The following is a 16,239-nucleotide window of genomic DNA, read 5'->3' as shown; positions in this document are numbered from 1 at the left end:
CAAAAAAGTAACACTTTATTGCATTCTTACCCAAACAAAGTGACTTTACAAGCATAGTACGAAAAAAGCTGTAGAAAGTACTCAGCAGAATACTCTGATACTGTTGGCATTAGGATAACTTTGATTACCGCTATACAATTTTATTAGCATCTAGATTAAAAAGTTAAAATTCACCTTTATTAACAACAAGCTAATAAATATTTAGACGTAGTTGTTTAATAAAAATAATAAATTTTTATTAAACAACTGAAAAAATACCACATAAAAATCAACTTCAACGATTGTAAAAGCAATGAAATTATGGATATTAGAGTTAAAACCCCACTAAACTTCACACTTAAAAATAACATCCTCGTACTTTTAACAAAAAAATAACAATTAGGTAAAATCCGATAAAAAGACAAAATATAAAACTAGTGTAAAGTGTGAAATCAAATCACATGCTTTCAATAAGTCAATTATCTCTTAAACAGAGTTGAGTGTAATTTAGAAAGTAGACATTGATAAACAGAAATAGGGCATTGATTGACGAACGTCATTCAATGCCCTATTCTTTAAATATCAAAGATTTAAATTATTAATATATTCAATTAATAATTTTGGAAAAAAACAACATAAAATATTAAGTGATTTCCTAATAAAGCTTACAAACTGGTTTCAAATCTCTCCCCATTTCGCTTCACGTTTATCAAAAAAAGCACAAACACCTTCCTCACATTCCTCTGAAAGCATCGCTGCAACCATGCTTGCGCCAGCATGAGCAAAAGCAGTTTCAATTGGCATTTCTAGTTGCTGATAAAAGGCTTCTTTACCCGCTTTTATACCGATGGCAGATTTACTGGCAATTTTTTGTGCCAGCTTTTCTGTTTCTTCCAATAGAAAATCAGTAGGTACTGCACGATTAATTAAACCAAAACGTACCGCGTCTGCTGCTGAAAAAAGATCGCCTGTTAACGCTAATTCCATAGCATGTTTGCGGTGAATATTTCTTCCAATGCCTACCAAAGGTGTACTACAAAAAGTACCGATATTAACGCCAGGGGTACAAAACTTAGCATTTTCACTGGCAATCGCTAAGTCACACATTGACACTAACTGACATCCAGCTGCTGTTGCAGTGGCTTGCACACAAGCAATAATTGCTTTGGGTGATTTTACTAATGACATCATCATGTCTGCACAACTATTTAAAACGTCGTTAACACGCTGTTCGCGCGTTAACGGGTCATCTAACGTTCTACCACTCATTTCTTTTAAGTCATGACCTGCCGAAAATACTTTACCAGAGCCGGTGATCACAATAACTTTTACTTCACGGTCATTGTTCGCTAAGGTTATTGACGATTTCAGTGCCGAGATCATGGCTGAAGAAAGTGGATTTCTTGCTTCAGGTCTATTTAATGTTAGCCATAGCACTCGACCTGACATCCGAGATAAAACATAGGGCTGTGCTGAGTTACTCATCACTTTACCACCATAGTTGCGGGCATTTTTACAGCGATCACCGTCCCTTTTGCACAAGTAACCCCCTTAGCTGAGACAGTAACTTCTACGATTATTTTTCGTTCTTTTACTTCAACAAATGTGCCTATTAGTTCAAGTTCAACCGCCTGAGGCGTTGGCGCTAGATAATTAATATTCAGCGCAGCAGTAACAAAACGTAGCGCAGGAGAGCTGCCCATTTCTCGATCTTCACACTGATACGCCATGGCAGAGGCACTTCCTGTGCCGTGACAATCAATTAATGACGCAATTAGACCACCATAAACAAAACCAGGGATCGCTGTGTGGTAAGGCTCAGGGGTAAAATGAGCAATTGTTTTCTCACCAGACCAATAACTTTTTAACTGATGCCCCTCGGGGTTATTGGTGCCACAACCATAACAATGACTTAAATCGTCTGGGTAACACGCTTGAAATGCTTTGCTGTTCATATTTATTCCTTAAATTAAGAGAGCGTTCTCAAATCATCAATAACTTTGCCATCATCTTTTAATTGCTTTAGTGGTAATAATTCCACATTACCTGATAATTTGGTAATAGACTTTAGGCTTAACGAAATAGCTAATACCAGCGCGGCTTCTTGCTCAATCGAATAGTTTTCATGGTTAATTTCACATTGTAAAAGCATACTGTCATTAAAGTTTTCACTGGTGATCAACAAACGAACCTTAGCAATTTCAGTATGGGCTTGGCGTACTCGTTCAATTTGAATAGGATGTACAAACATCCCTTTTATTTTAGCGGTTTGATCAGCACGACCTAACCAGCCTTTAATACGTTTATTGGTGCGACCACAGGCACTTACTCCTACTTTTATGGCTGATAAATCACCGGTTGCAAAACGAATTAGTGGGTAATCTTTATTAAAATTAGTGATGACCACTTCACCTACTTCACCATCAGGCAAGGGCTCTGTTGTGCCCGGCCTGACAATCTCAACAATAATATCTTCAGCAATAATTAACCCATCAGACTGCGCACTTTCATAAGCAATTAAACCCACATCTGCTGAGGCATAGGCTTGCAAAGTTTCAACCCCTCGTGCTTGTAATTCACCTCGCAAGCCCTCGGGTAAAGCCTCACCCGTTACTAAAGCTTTAGAGATACTAGAGATGTCTCTATTTTGTTGTTGAGCTTTATCTAATAATATTTTCAAGAATGAGGGTGTGCCGCAATAGCCTGAGGGCTTTAAATTTTCAATTATCTCAAGTTGCTGTTCCGTTTGTCCTGGCCCCGCGGGTATAACAGCACAACCACAAGCTTTCGCGCCCGAGTCCATAATAAAACCGCCCGGCGTAAGATGATAAGACAAGCAATTTTGTATACGGTCTCCTGCGCGAAAACCAGCCGCATAAAAGGCACGACCCATTCGCCACCAATCATTACCATCACCTTCTGGGTCGTTTATCGGCCCTGGTGATTGAAAAATTCGCCCAATATTAGCTGACTTAGCATCTAGACCCGCAAAAATAGGTTGTGCTTGTTGCAAAGCAATTAAGTCTGATTTATGCATTATCGGCAATGAAGCAAGTAAAGCTCTAGAGCTTATTTTTTCAAGGGTAATATCAGCCAGCTTATCTTGGTAATACGGGCATTGGCTTTGAGCAAACAGAAGTTGCGCGGGTAATTGCCCAAATAATGTGTTTTCTCGCTGCAGTTCACTTTGGTGTTCTTTGTCATCATAGAAGCTATTCATATCGTTGTTCATTCCTTAATATTATTTGCGGGTCTTATTATTGAAAAAATCACAACCAACGTTTACGACGCTTATAAGACTTAAGATTCTTAAAGCTTTTGCGGTTTTCATTACCACCGCCTAAGTAGAATTCTTTTACATCTTCATTATTTAGCAATTGATCTTGCGTGCCATCAAGCACTATTTTTCCTGACTCCATAATGTAGCCATAGTCTGCTGCTTTGATCGCGTAATTGGCATTTTGCTCAACCAGCAGCATAGTAATACCTTGGTCACGATTGATTTTTCCAATAATATCGAACACTTCTTTCACTAAAAGTGGTGACAAGCCCATGGAAGGTTCATCAAGACAGATCATTTTAGGGCGCGCCATTAATGCTCGACCTATCGCTAACATTTGTTGCTCTCCTCCTGACAAATAACCTGCTAATCCGGTACGTTCTTTTAAGCGAGGAAAATAGTTATAGACCATTTCGATATCTTGATTAATTTTTTTGTCATTGCGGGTATATGCGCCTAATTTTAGGTTTTCAAGTGACGTCATATCTTCAATAATACGTCGGCCTTCCATTACCTGAAATAGACCACTGCGCACTACGTCTTCAGCATTTTTACTGTCAATACGCTCCCCCATAAAGGTAATGTCGCCGCGAGTAACTTCACCTTTTTCACTTTTCAACAAACCTGAAATCGCTTTTAAAGTGGTCGATTTACCAGCACCATTTGGCCCCAATAAAGTGACGACATCCCCCTCAGGAACATCTAACGAAACTCCGCGTAAAACTTGAATGACGTCATCGTAAACAACTTCAATATTATTCACTGACAATAGCGGTTTAGCTGTTGCTATTTTAACTGCAGGTTGTGACATAAATACTCCGTAAAACTTCATAAAGACAGACGCTTAATTATTTCCTGCCTTTATGAGGCTAAAATAAATAAAAACTAATGAAAATTAGTAACCTAACCAATCATCACGACGATCTAAAGTAACCGACGTCACTTTTTCAATTTTTATATCACCGTCGTTATAATTACCTTTATAGATGTTTACTTGGTTAACGCCTCGGTGGTCTTCATTAGTCCAGTTAGCGGCTAAACAAACGCCCTCTAAACCTTTTGGAACCCAGTCAGTATTTGCGTACATACCCTTTTTAATATTTTCGCCGGTAATGCCGCCATTGTCTTTCGCCCACTCCATCGCTTCTTTCATAAAGTAAGCAGAGCAAACACCGCGCATATAGTGATGTGAACGTGATTCATTTCCTGATTCATCAGACATTTTTGAAATTTCGCGTACTAATTTCATACCTGGGACGTCGTCTGTCCAAAAAGGTGTCATGGTGGGGAAGATATAATCTTTAATACCTGGTCCTGCCGCTTGGAAAACTTGTTTATCGCCTCCCCAGATATTCGACATAAATTGAATATCTGTGCCTATGGTATTACATGATTTAATCAAGGATTGAACTGACCCCCCTAAGTTACCTATGTAACCATAATTAGATTCTGAGCTTTTTAAACTCAGACACTGTGCTTTAAAGTCACCGGGCTTCATTGAAACAACAACCGGTGGTTGCACATCAAAACCGAGCTCTATCGCATATTCTGCACAAGCGGCTTTGGGTGCATTAGGGTAAGGGTGATTAGCACCAATATGGGTAAATTTAGGTTTGCCTGAGCTACCTTTTGTTTTCCAATCTTGTGCTGCCCATTGCACTAATCCCCGACAAGCGTCTGAGTATGAGGCGCCATAGAAAAAATTATAAGGTGCTGGTTTTTTAGTCTCTGGGTTTTTGCCTGTTGGGTCAGTTAAATGCCCAGAGTAGGAAGCTGAAAAAACAGGGACTTTGTCTTTAGCAACAAAAGAAATTAACGCTTCGGTGTCAGCAGTACCCCAACCTTGCATCGCGACCATTTGTTTACGTGACTTCCACTTTTTATAATTAGAAATGGCTTGTGGCACTTTATAAGCATAATCAACAGTTTCAAATTCAAGCTTGGTCCCTTTTATGCCGCCATGCTCATTAATATAGGCTAATGAATCACGTACGCCGTCAGCATATACTTTACCTACAAAAGCGGTTGGTCCAGACATATCAGCCAAATGCCCCACAAATACTGAATCTTCTGACATTGCTTGTCCACTTGATCCTAATACCGCACACGTAATAATTGAACGCACTAATAGTTTTTTCTGCATGGTAATAATCCTTTTGTAATGTGATTGGCTAATACAATTACTGTAGTTGCCATTATTATTTTTTAGTTTATTGAGCCAGCAAGTAAATCTCACTGGCTTTTTATTCTCCCTGATACTTAAGCTTTAATAAGCAAAAGGGTAAAATTTCCAGTAATTTTTAATTTGAGCCCAGCGATGCGCTAAACCTTCAGGCTCGAAGATTAAGAACAAGATAATCACTAAACCAATGGCCATTTCTTTAATGAAAGCTAAACCATCAATCACCATAGGAATATTTCCCCAAGTGGTTTCTTTCATCATGCCAACCCCACCAGCAAGAAATTCAGGTAATAACACCATAAAAATCACCCCCATCATGGTGCCTTTCACTGAACCTAAGCCGCCGATAATAATCATCGCTAAAAATTGAATGGAAAGAAAAATAGTGAAGCCTTCAGCCGACACATAACCTAAATAGTGCGCATATAACGCACCACCAATACCCGCATAAAAAGACGATATACCAAATGACAACAAACGATATTTATTTAATTTAACGCCCATTATTTCAGCTGATAAATAATGGTCGCGTACCGCAACAAAAGCTCGACCATCTCGACTTCTTATTAAATTACAGCCCCAAATAAACATAAAGACAAAAGCAAATAAAGCGATGTAGTAAAAGCTTTGGTCTGTATCAAAAGCGTAACCAAATAAATTAACAGGCTCTGCCATTGAACCTGAAGACCCTCCAGAAAACCAATCAGCTCGAGCAAAGAAATCTTGAAGAATAAACTGAGCAGACAGCGTTGCTATCGCAAGATATAAACCTTTAATTCTTGCTGCAGGCATACCAAACATCATGCCCACAGCCATCGTTAAAAACCCAGCTAAAGGTATACAGAGAAACACGGGGATCTCCATTGACATATTTAGCCAGGCTGATGCAAATGCACCAAAACCAAAGAACGCACCATGGCCTAAAGATATTTGCCCGGTATAACCAACCAAAATATTTAGTCCGAGTGCTGCAATGCCTAAGTACGACATTTGAATCAGTAAACTTAGAATATAACCATCAAAAAATAGCGGTACTGTAATTAAAAACGCGACAGCGATAATTGCCATAATTCTAATGTTTTTTGTTTCGAAAATAGTATTATCTTGTTTATAACTAGTGCGAAAATCTCCGCACGGGCGCATCGTTAAACTCGACATAATTTACTCCTTAAACTGGTTTGCTAAATGAGTGTTCTATTTAACTGCTAGCAACAACTCATTAATGAATAATCCTATCAATGGCTATATGCGTTCAATATCTTTTGTGCCGAATAAACCGTAAGGTTTAAACCACAAGATAATTAACAACACATAAAAAGGAGCGATGTCGTACATGTTGCCAATATGGAAGTATTGACTGTCAAAGAACTCAGCAACATTTTCTAAAACACCAATAAACAATCCACCAACGATGGCACCAACAATAGAGTCAAGCCCACCAAGAATTACCGCTGGAAAAACCTTAATACCCATAATAGATAACGAATCTGAAACACCGTTGACTAAGCCAATAACAATACCGGCAGTTGCTGACACCGTAGCAGCAATTCCCCAGCTCATCGCAAAGACGCTTTTTACCGATATACCCAAACTTTGAGCTACTTGTTGATCAAAGGCAGTCGCTCGCATCGCTAAACCATGTTTTGAATATTTGAAGAAAAAGAAGAAAGCCAACATCACAAATAAAGCAATACCGGTACTCAGCAAATAAGCCACTTCAACATTTAAACCAAATATTTCGATACTTTGCTTTTCAAAGACCTGTGGGTAACTTTGTGGGTTTAAGCCAAAAATCCACTTCATTAACGCTTGAAAGAACATGGACAAACCTATCGTGATCATAATGACTGAGATAATGGGCTCGCCGATCATCGGTCTAAGCACAATCATTTGCAGCAACACACCAAAACCTGCCATAAAAAATAACGTTAAGAAGAACCCAACGATAAAGGGCAGTTCCATGTAAATTAAGAATGCCCAACACACCCAAGCACCAATCAGTAAAAATTCACCTTGAGCAAAGTTAACTATTTGTGTTGATTTATAAACCAGCACAAAACACATCGCGACAACGCCATATAACAAACCGACAATCAGGCCATTAGTAATTAACTGAAATAGAAGTTCAAAATTCATGATGCTTTCCTCTGTTCATGTGCAGATGGGGCGCAGACATTGTTTTTATTAGATAATGTTGCGACCTTTAATTGAGTTTGGATACGCGTTTTACCGCCATCTTGGAAGGTGATCACCGTATCAACATCAACATATTCTTGGTCATCATAGATAGAGCTAATGATGTCGCCATACTTGTCAGCAATGACTGAACGCCTAACTTTTCGAGTACGTGTTAACTCGCCATCGTCTGCATCAAGTTCTTTGTAAAGTAATAAGAATTTATTGATTTTTTGTGCATCGGGTAGTGTCTCATTAACCTTTGAAACTTCTTCAGTTAGCTTTTGATAAACTTCCGGTAACGCAGACAAACTGGTGTAGTTGGTAAAGGATAAACCTTGTTGCTCAGCCCACTTAGAAACGATACTAAAACGTATACAAATCATCGCCGACAGGTAAGGTTTGTCTTTACCCAAAATAACCGCTTCGCCAATAAAAGATGAGAATTTCAATTTGTTTTCAATATATTGCGGAGAGTATTGGTCGCCATTACTGGTTTTGGCTAAATCTTTAATACGGTCAATAATAACCAGGTGGCCTGATGGTTTAAAATAGCCAGCATCACCCGTGTGCATCCAACCATCTTTTACGTCATCGTCGTATGCTTTTTGATTATCAATGTACCCCGTAAACATACCAATTGTTTTGCCAAGGACTTCGCCAATACCTTGAGTATCTTCATTAATTATTTTTACATCGGCGCAATCAAAAGCAACACCGACGCTGTCATAATCAATGTCATTTTCTTGATGTACCGTATAAGCACCACACAATTCAGTTTGTCCATAAAGTTGACGAAGCGGCACCCCAATCGTTTGGAAAAATCTAAAGGTATCAGGTCCCATAGCAGCGCCACCTGTTGCGGCAGATTTTAAGAAGGTAAAACCTAAACGATCACGGAGTGCTTTCATTAATAGTACGTCAGCCAACCAAGACTTTTCTCCTTTTGCTTGCGCGCTTTCGGCTAACTTCATCGCGTAATTAAAGATTTTTTGTTTTAGCGGTGTAGAGTCCATCATTCTTGAAGTCACGTCCGCTAAAATACCTTCCCAAACTCTAGGCGCCAGTAAAACAAAGCTTGGGCCTATTTCGCGAAGGTCTGCCATTAATGTTTCTTGCTGCTCAACAAAATTAACAATTTGGCGAGCAATTAATGCCTGACCTACCGCATAAACCTGCTCCATGATCCAAGGTAAAGGCAGTACTGAAACATAGTTATCACCAGGCTGACGAGGGTCAGCACGTAAATACGATGAACAATGTTTGACAAAATTACCACCCGCCAACAAAGCAATTTTAGGCTTAGACGTAGTACCAGAAGTTGTGCAATAAATCGCGGTGTTTTCAGCTTTCGTGGCGTTAACGAGTGCTTCATATTTATCTGGTGATGCTTGGTCTATTGTCTGACCTTGTTTGTAGATGTCTTCAATACTGACTAACCGAGGATCATTATATTTACGCATACCTCGCGGATCACAATAAACAATGCATTTCACATCAGGTATGCCATCACCAAGCTCTAAAAGCTTATCGCATTGCTCTTCATCTTCAGCGATAACAACGGTCGCATTACTTTTATTGAGCAGATAAATTACTTCTTCATGAAGCGAGTCTTGGAAAATACCAATGGAATAACAACTCATTGCGTGTGCAGCGATTTCACCCCAAACCCATTCAGGGCGGTTGTCACCCAGCAAAGCAATCGCGTCACCGGCTTTAATACCACGTTCACCCAAAGCGATCGCTAACCACTTCACACGATTTTGGTAATCAACCCAACTAAATTCATTCCAGATCCCAAACTCTTTTTCTCGCATGGCGATATCATTGGGCCAATTTTTTGCATTTTCTCGAAGTATCTTTGGGAAAGTATCGAGTGCACCCATATCAAAATCATTGGTTATACTCATTATCCAACTCCTTGCAAGTCTTCGAGTTCATCATCTTCAACGCCTAAATAAGCACGTTTTACATGTTCGTTCGCCATCACTTCTTCGGGTAAACCGCACATCAATTTTTTACCAAAGTCGAGTACCATCACTTCATGTGAAATATCCATAACCACACCCATGTCGTGCTCTATCATCACAACTGTAATGCCAAACTCTTCGTTAAGATCTAAGATATAGCGCGCCATATCTTCTTTCTCTTCTAAGTTCATGCCCGCCATAGGCTCATCAAGTAAAATGAGTTGCGGGTTCAGCGCCATCGCTCGAGCAAGTTCTACCCGTTTTCTAAGGCCATAAGATAAAGTGCCCGCGACTGATTTTCTGATATGTGATATTTCTAAAAAATCAATAATCTCTTCAACATAACGTCGATGTTCTAGTTCTTCTTTTTGTGCTTTAGATGCCCAATAAAGAGGGCCCGTGATCCAGTTATTTTTCAACAAATGATGGCGACCCACCATAATATTGTCTAACACAGACATATGCCCAAATAAGGCTAAATTTTGAAAAGTACGTCCCATACCTAAATCAGCACGGTCATTAGGACGTAAGTGAGTAACTTCTTGATTATTTAAAGCAATAGAACCACTGTTTGGACGGTAGCGCCCTGAGATACAATTTAGCATTGAGGTTTTACCCGCCCCATTTGGGCCGATAATAGAAAAGATAGCGCCTCGTGAAACTTCGAAGCTGACATCAGTAAGTGCTTTAACACCACCGAAAGCTAACGATATTTGATCAATTTTGAGTATTGGTTCAGACATACTCACACTCCTGATAGATAATTTTTGTCTTTAGCCGTTTTTTCAAAAATAATGAAAGAGTAACCACTAAAATAAAAGGTGATCTGGTATTTAGCACTGAGCAAAATAAAGATCCTATTTTCAATAGACTTGCGTAAAACTAGCTAACCGCTTCATAACGAGTTAGCTATAACGTTATTACTTTTTACAAGGTGTATTTGAATGATAACTGCAGGTAGTCTGAGTCTTTATTGATTTCGTCCATAGAGAAGTTTCCAACTTCAACACCTACCGCTAATTCCTTAGTGAAATTGGTGAATAAGTTAACACTCCATTGGCTACGTTCAGCACCAGACACATCAGCTTCAGCATACCCATACATTGCTGTTGAACGTAAACTTTCATCCCAAAAATGACGGTAAGCCACAAGATAAGAAGTCGTATCTTCTATCTTGTCATTATTTAGATCTGGCGCAAACGCTAAACCGACATAACGCCCAAGTTCACCTTTGTGAACTTGAAAGCGTAAATCATCTTTACCAACCGTTTTAATACGACCGGCAATTGATACGCCAAAAGCACTTTCTGAGTTACCTAAAGAGGTTGTTAAGCTACGTGCCAAACCTGAAAAAGAGACGTTACCCCAATCACCTTTTAGGTTATATCGGGCAACAACATCAGGTTTATCATCTTGTGAAGCATCGCCCCCCCACGACTCAGGGTTTTCTATAGAAACTTGAAAGTTACCTTGGGTATAACGTATTTGGGTTTGACGAACGAAAACTATACCAATGGTGGCACCAGCAAAATCAGCGGTTTCGGCCAAAGCACTCGTATTCATGAACGTTGACCATGTTTGACCCGCTAATACGTTTTTATAACTGATAAAAGCATGACGAAGACGATTATGAGAAGAGTTTGACCAACGTTGATCACCCCCGCCCCCTAAAAAGTCCATTTCAAGAAAGCCCGTGACATCACCATGTGAATATTTAAGATTAAAGCGAGATTCATTAGCATTCATTTTAAATTGAGATTGACTATCGGTAAGCGGCGCTCCAGCTCCAACCCAAAAGTCTCGATACGCAACATCACCATCAACATAGCGAGCATCAACTTTAATATAGCCACCCAGAGTAACTTTATCAGTATCTGTTAGTTTAAATTCATAAGCTGCATTTGCTGAACCTGCAGCCAATGAACCCAATAAGGTGGCGAGTAATAGTTTTTTATTCTTCTGAATTTTCATTGACCAATTCCCCAAGTAATTTTTATAAGTGTTATGTGTCTGAAACAAATATCACTAAAAAAACAGCGAGTCACAATTGGCAATAAGTATTAACTCTAAAGTTGTAATACTTTAGTATTAAGTCTTTGGTATTAGTATCTTAGCTTTAATTGATTTACTGTGGAATTAGTTAAATAAAAGTCGGAATCAATTGATTTACCGTGAATAATTTGTAAATCTGCAAGCTCATCAAAATAAGATGACTTCTGAAGAATTAATGAGATTGATGTATGTTTCCAAATTGGCAATTAGTGATCACAAGTGTTGGTTATATTGGCTTACTTTTTATTATTGCCTTTTTAGGGGATCGTTATCGGCATAAAATAGCAACGAAATATCACACGATTGTTTATGCGCTATCGCTTGGGGTTTATTGTACATCTTGGGGTTTTTTGGGGACTGCAGGACAAACCGCTAATTATTCGTTTTCTTATCTTTCTGTTTATCTCGCCCCGATTTTATTATTCTTATTTGCTTGGCCCTTTATTCAACGGATGATTAAAGTCAGCTTACAATTAAATATCACGTCAATTGCTGATTTACTCGCTTCTCGATTTGGAAAATCACAACGTTTAGCCGTACTTGTCACGTTTGTTACCTTAATTGGCACCATACCTTATATCGCCTTACAGCTAAAAGCGATTGTGCATTCCTATACCATATTGCAAGAAGATCAATATTTATCTTTATGGCAACTTGGCTTAATTGTTAGCTTAATTTTAGCGGGCTTCACTATTATTTTTGGTATTAGAGCAATTGATGTTACTGAGCGTCACCCTGGGGTGATGATGGCAATAGCTTTCGAGTCTATTATTAAGCTGGTTGCTTTTTTATCAATTGGCCTTTTTGTTTCGTTTTACCTCTATGACTCACCGATTACCATTTGGACACTAGCCACAGAAAACGTTGAGCCAGCCCATCACTTTACGCTTTCAAAGTTTGTTTCTATGCTAGGTCTACTCGTTATTGGTCTGTCTGCTTTTTTATGTTTTCCAAGACAATTTCAAGTAATGGTCGTTGAACTTAAAGAGCAAGCTCATACTAAACTCAGCCGCTGGCTATTTCCTAGTTACGTAGCTATTTTTGCACTCTTTGCTATTCCAATTGGCTTATCCGGAAGATTGCTCTACGGAGACTCTCTTGATGCAGAAGCTTACGTATTATTTTTACCTGCTTATCAAGGTCAATTATGGTTGACATTATTTTCATTCCTTGGCGCGGTTTCAGCAGCCAGTTCTATGGTTATTATTTCGACCATAGCCTTAAGCACTATGCTCAGTAATGAAGTTGTTTTCCCTTTATTATTCAAACACTCGAACATTCAGCAAACTGACTTTAAAAAGTTCAAAGATAAATTACTAATGATACGTAAAGCATTGGTCTTATTTATTATCTTACTTTGCTACGGTATGTTTGTTGCTGCACCTCCTGGTACTTTAGCCTCCTTAGGCGAAGTATCTTTTGGTGCAATTGCACAAATAGGCCCACCACTTTTTGCCACGTTTTATTGGCGAAAAGTGAGTTTGCAGGCAGTATTATTCGCAATAACATCAGGGTTTATGATTTGGTTTTTCCTCAACCTATTACCCCAATTAGGCTTTTATGCTCATCCCTTTGCTGATGCGTCAATATCGAGTACCACCTTAGCCACGTTATTAGGGTTAACCATTAATGTAATTGTACTGATACTGGTCTCTAAAATTAGCCGAGCGACTATCCAAGAGCAATCTCAGATTGAACACTTTATTGAACGACCAAACATCAATGAGAGGCTTCATTTTAGCCATGGAAAAATAAACCAAAAAGAGTTGGCTTTGTTGTTAACAAGGTTTGTCGGTAGTGAAAAGTCTGCGCAGTGTTTTACTGAATTTAATAAAAAATATGATCCACTTAAAACAAATAAACAAATATATAACGAAGCACTAATTTTTCATATTGAAAATACCCTAGCTAAAGTTATGGGCTCAGCTTCAGCGCGCCTAGTGATCTCTTTTGCCATTACCGGTAAAGATATGGCTTTGGATGAAGTGGCAAAAATTGTTGAGGGTGCGTCAAGCCACCGTATTGAATTTAGTCGTAGCGTGTTATCGAGTGCGATAGAAAATACCAACGAAGGTATCTCCGTTATTGATAGCAAATTGAATATGGTCGCTTGGAATAAACCTTATCTAGCACTATTTAATTACCCTGAAGAGCTTATTTATATCGGTAGCCCTATCAAAGATCTAATTTACTTTAATCTTAAAAGTCGCCCTGAATACGCCCATTCGTTAAATCAGCAAGTTGAAAAGCGCTTACAGTTTTTTAGAGAAGGCAGTAAACACAGCGTTGAAAGAATACAACCCAATGGCAACATCATTCGTATTGAAGGAAACCCAATACCTGATGGTGGCTTTGTGATGATATTTACTGACATCACTGTTTATAAAAAAGCAGAGCAGTTACTTAAAGAGGAAAATCTTGATTTAGAAAGTTTAGTCTTAGAGCGAACCAAGAAATTAGAAGATGCTTATAAAAAATTGGAACAAGGAAATAAAGAACTTGCCATTGCAAGACAAAAAGCTGAACAAGCACATTTAAAAAAAAGCCAGTATCTTAAGGCTTGCAGCCATGATTTGATGCAACCTTTATCTGCGGCACGACTTTTTTCATCAACCTTAGCAATGAGTTCTCATTTAAGTAAAGAAGAAAAAGAAAGCGTGAACTATATCGATAACTCACTAAAAACAGCCAATAATCTCTTAAAGGATCTTAACGAAATAACCCGAATAGAAAGTGGCAATATTGTTCCTAATATAAACCACCTTTCACTTAATGATGTCTTTACGAGTATTGCTAGTGAGTTTTCACCCTTGGCTAAAAAACAAAGTATTGAGTTTCATTGGGTGCAAACGTCCTTGTGGATTAATAGTGATTCAAAATTATTACGAAGAGTTTTACAAAATTTATTATCTAATGCTTTTCGTTACGCGAGCCCTGGAAAAGTACTATTGGGCTGTAGACGAAAGGGAAAAAACATCATTATTCAAGTTATTGATAATGGGCCAGGTATTCCCTATAAGCAGCAGAAAACTGTTTTTGAACAATTTACTCAACTCGAAAGTAACCAGCATGTTGGTGTAAAAGGTTTAGGTTTAGGCCTTAATATTGCTCAAAGTTTAACTCAACTTTTATCGTCTCGCGTGCAGTTAAATTCTCAGCCCGAGCATGGCTGTAATTTCAGTTTATCATTTCCCATTGCTTCAGCAATAAAACAGCGTAATGCCAAAAAATCGCCTATTAAGCAAGTGTCATTAGAAGATGTCAATGTGTTATGTATTGATAATGATCCAGATGTGCTTAAGGGAATGAATAAATTATTGAGTGCTTGGAGATGCAATGTTTTTTGTGCAAAGAACACCAGAGAAGCTACTGTTATTTTTAAAAGATATCAAAGCAGTATTGACATTGTTTTGGTCGATTACCAATTAGATAATAATGAAGACGGTATTAGTTTGTTTAAGCAATTACAAAAAATAAAAAACTATCCGCTGCCCGCCATTTTAATTACAGCTACCACCGATAGTGATGTTTTAGAAAAAAGCCAAGCAGCAGGAATGAGTTACTTAAGAAAATTAATAAAACCTATTGCCTTAAGAGCCTTAATGAGTTCGCTTCTAACCAAGGCATTACAACAAAATTATTCTAATGATGCTGAAAATGACTGATGATTATTCTGATTGAGCATAATGACTGCTTGAGTCCGGCTTTTCACACCCAATTTCAAAAAAATTGAACTGGCATGCGATTTTACTGTAGCTTCTGAAAGTGAAAGCTGTGCAGCAATTTGTTTATTGAGTAAACCATCAGAAAACATTTTCAAGATACGGTTTTGTTGGTTGGTTAAACTGGCGATTTTCTTACCTATTTCTGAAATAGGTAAATTATTTTTATTTTCTTCAAGGTTTGGCGTCCAAAGACCTCCTGCCAAGATTATTTCCAGTGCTGCAAGCATTTGTGGTACATCAGTTGATTTAGGGATAAAACCAACCGCGCCGTGATCAATAGCTTTAGTAATAATATCTTTTTCTTCATAACCAGAGACTACTACCACAGCCATTTGAGGATAACGTTCACGCATAGTAATTAACGTATTAAAGCCTTGGGCTCCAGGTATATTAAGATCGAGTAATAATAAGCCAACGTCTTGATGTTCTGCTAAGGATCGCTCTAAATCATGAACATCTTCTGCTTCAAGTACATCAATATCGCTAAAATGAGCTGAAATCATCAACGTTAATGCTTGACGAAAAAGGGGATGGTCGTCAGCTATTATTATTTTTTCTGACTGGAACATAAAAATACCTCAAACAAAGTTGCTTACATTCTAACCCAATAAAAATTGTAACTCCAAAGGATACTGCGCAATAATATTTCTATTTATGCTTTTATTTTAAAATAGCCCTATTGCCGCTAAATATTGATACCTTGGTATAATAAAACCTGATTGAACACCTCCCAGCCATTCGCTAATTATTGACTAAGAATATAATTTAGCTTAGCATCCGCCAGTCTCTGTTTGTAAATTGAAGAATGCAGTAAAAATGAAAAACATTTGGCTTGGCTTTTTAATAGTACTATCGATTGCCTTGCAATCGTTTGTT

The 16,239-nt window shown here is 38.3% G+C and carries 12 protein-coding genes; 1 reads left to right on the top strand and 11 read right to left on the bottom strand.

All coding sequences use genetic code 11. The annotated features are described in order from the left end of the window. Nucleotides 1–657: 657 nt before the first annotated feature. The 10 genes from H4J69_RS10400 to H4J69_RS10355 all read right to left on the bottom strand — a co-directional run bounded on the left by H4J69_RS10400 (nucleotide 658) and on the right by H4J69_RS10355 (nucleotide 11,557). Entirely contained in the window at nucleotides 658–1,464 is an 807-nt protein-coding gene (locus H4J69_RS10400; RefSeq protein WP_182216641.1) for an enoyl-CoA hydratase, read from the bottom strand. Next, on the bottom strand, nucleotides 1,464–1,934 hold the full coding sequence (locus H4J69_RS10395) for a PaaI family thioesterase (protein WP_182216640.1): 471 nt from the start codon (nucleotides 1,932–1,934) through the stop codon (nucleotides 1,464–1,466). Before H4J69_RS10395 ends, H4J69_RS10400 begins: the two co-directional genes overlap by 1 nt. Before the next feature lie 14 nt (nucleotides 1,935–1,948). Further along, nucleotides 1,949–3,199 (bottom strand): phenylacetate--CoA ligase family protein, encoded by a 1,251-nt coding sequence (locus tag H4J69_RS10390; protein WP_182216638.1) that lies wholly within the window; start codon nucleotides 3,197–3,199, stop codon nucleotides 1,949–1,951. 49 nt (nucleotides 3,200–3,248) lie between these two features. Further along, a complete protein-coding gene (locus tag H4J69_RS10385) occupies nucleotides 3,249–4,070 on the bottom strand; it encodes an ABC transporter ATP-binding protein (protein WP_182216636.1) in 822 nt (273 codons plus the stop codon). Nucleotides 4,071–4,154: 84 nt separating this feature from the next. Next, nucleotides 4,155–5,402 carry an ABC transporter substrate-binding protein gene (locus tag H4J69_RS10380; protein WP_182216634.1) on the bottom strand — a complete coding sequence of 416 codons (1,248 nt, stop codon included), beginning with the start codon at nucleotides 5,400–5,402 and terminating at the stop codon, nucleotides 4,155–4,157. 123 nt (nucleotides 5,403–5,525) lie between these two features. Further along, nucleotides 5,526–6,599, bottom strand: coding sequence for a branched-chain amino acid ABC transporter permease (locus H4J69_RS10375; protein WP_182216632.1), 1,074 nt, complete (start codon nucleotides 6,597–6,599; stop codon nucleotides 5,526–5,528). An 84-nt stretch (nucleotides 6,600–6,683) separates the two neighbouring features. Beyond that, nucleotides 6,684–7,577, bottom strand: a complete 894-nt coding sequence (locus tag H4J69_RS10370) for a branched-chain amino acid ABC transporter permease (RefSeq protein WP_182216630.1) — start codon at nucleotides 7,575–7,577, stop codon at nucleotides 6,684–6,686. Then, nucleotides 7,574–9,526: a long-chain fatty acid--CoA ligase gene (locus H4J69_RS10365; RefSeq protein ID WP_182216628.1), complete on the bottom strand. Its 1,953-nt coding sequence runs from the start codon at nucleotides 9,524–9,526 to the stop codon at nucleotides 7,574–7,576. The genes H4J69_RS10370 and H4J69_RS10365 overlap by 4 nt, the downstream gene beginning before the upstream one ends. Further along, entirely contained in the window at nucleotides 9,526–10,329 is an 804-nt protein-coding gene (locus H4J69_RS10360; RefSeq protein WP_182216626.1) for an ABC transporter ATP-binding protein, read from the bottom strand. The genes H4J69_RS10365 and H4J69_RS10360 overlap by 1 nt, the downstream gene beginning before the upstream one ends. Before the next feature lie 184 nt (nucleotides 10,330–10,513). Continuing rightward, the gene (locus tag H4J69_RS10355) at nucleotides 10,514–11,557 is read right to left on the bottom strand and encodes a DcaP family trimeric outer membrane transporter (RefSeq protein ID WP_182216625.1); all 1,044 of its coding nucleotides are present in this window, start codon (nucleotides 11,555–11,557) and stop codon (nucleotides 10,514–10,516) included. Nucleotides 11,558–11,826: 269 nt separating this feature from the next. Here H4J69_RS10355 and H4J69_RS10350 point away from each other — a divergent pair, with 269 nt between their 5' ends. Further along, nucleotides 11,827–15,303: a PAS-domain containing protein gene (locus tag H4J69_RS10350; RefSeq protein WP_182216623.1), complete on the top strand. Its 3,477-nt coding sequence runs from the start codon at nucleotides 11,827–11,829 to the stop codon at nucleotides 15,301–15,303. On the opposite strand, the gene H4J69_RS10345 is transcribed toward H4J69_RS10350, so the two are convergent. Beyond that, complete coding sequence (locus H4J69_RS10345; protein WP_182216621.1) at nucleotides 15,276–15,932, bottom strand: response regulator transcription factor; 657 nt, start codon at nucleotides 15,930–15,932, stop codon at nucleotides 15,276–15,278. The two genes, H4J69_RS10350 and H4J69_RS10345, sit on opposite strands and share 28 nt — an antisense overlap. Nucleotides 15,933–16,239 lie beyond the last annotated feature (307 nt).

Source organism: Colwellia sp. BRX10-9, assembly GCF_014077405.1.
In the GTDB taxonomy this organism is placed as follows: Bacteria; Pseudomonadota; Gammaproteobacteria; order Enterobacterales; family Alteromonadaceae; genus Colwellia_A.
This window is presented reverse-complemented; position numbering and strand designations above follow the sequence as displayed.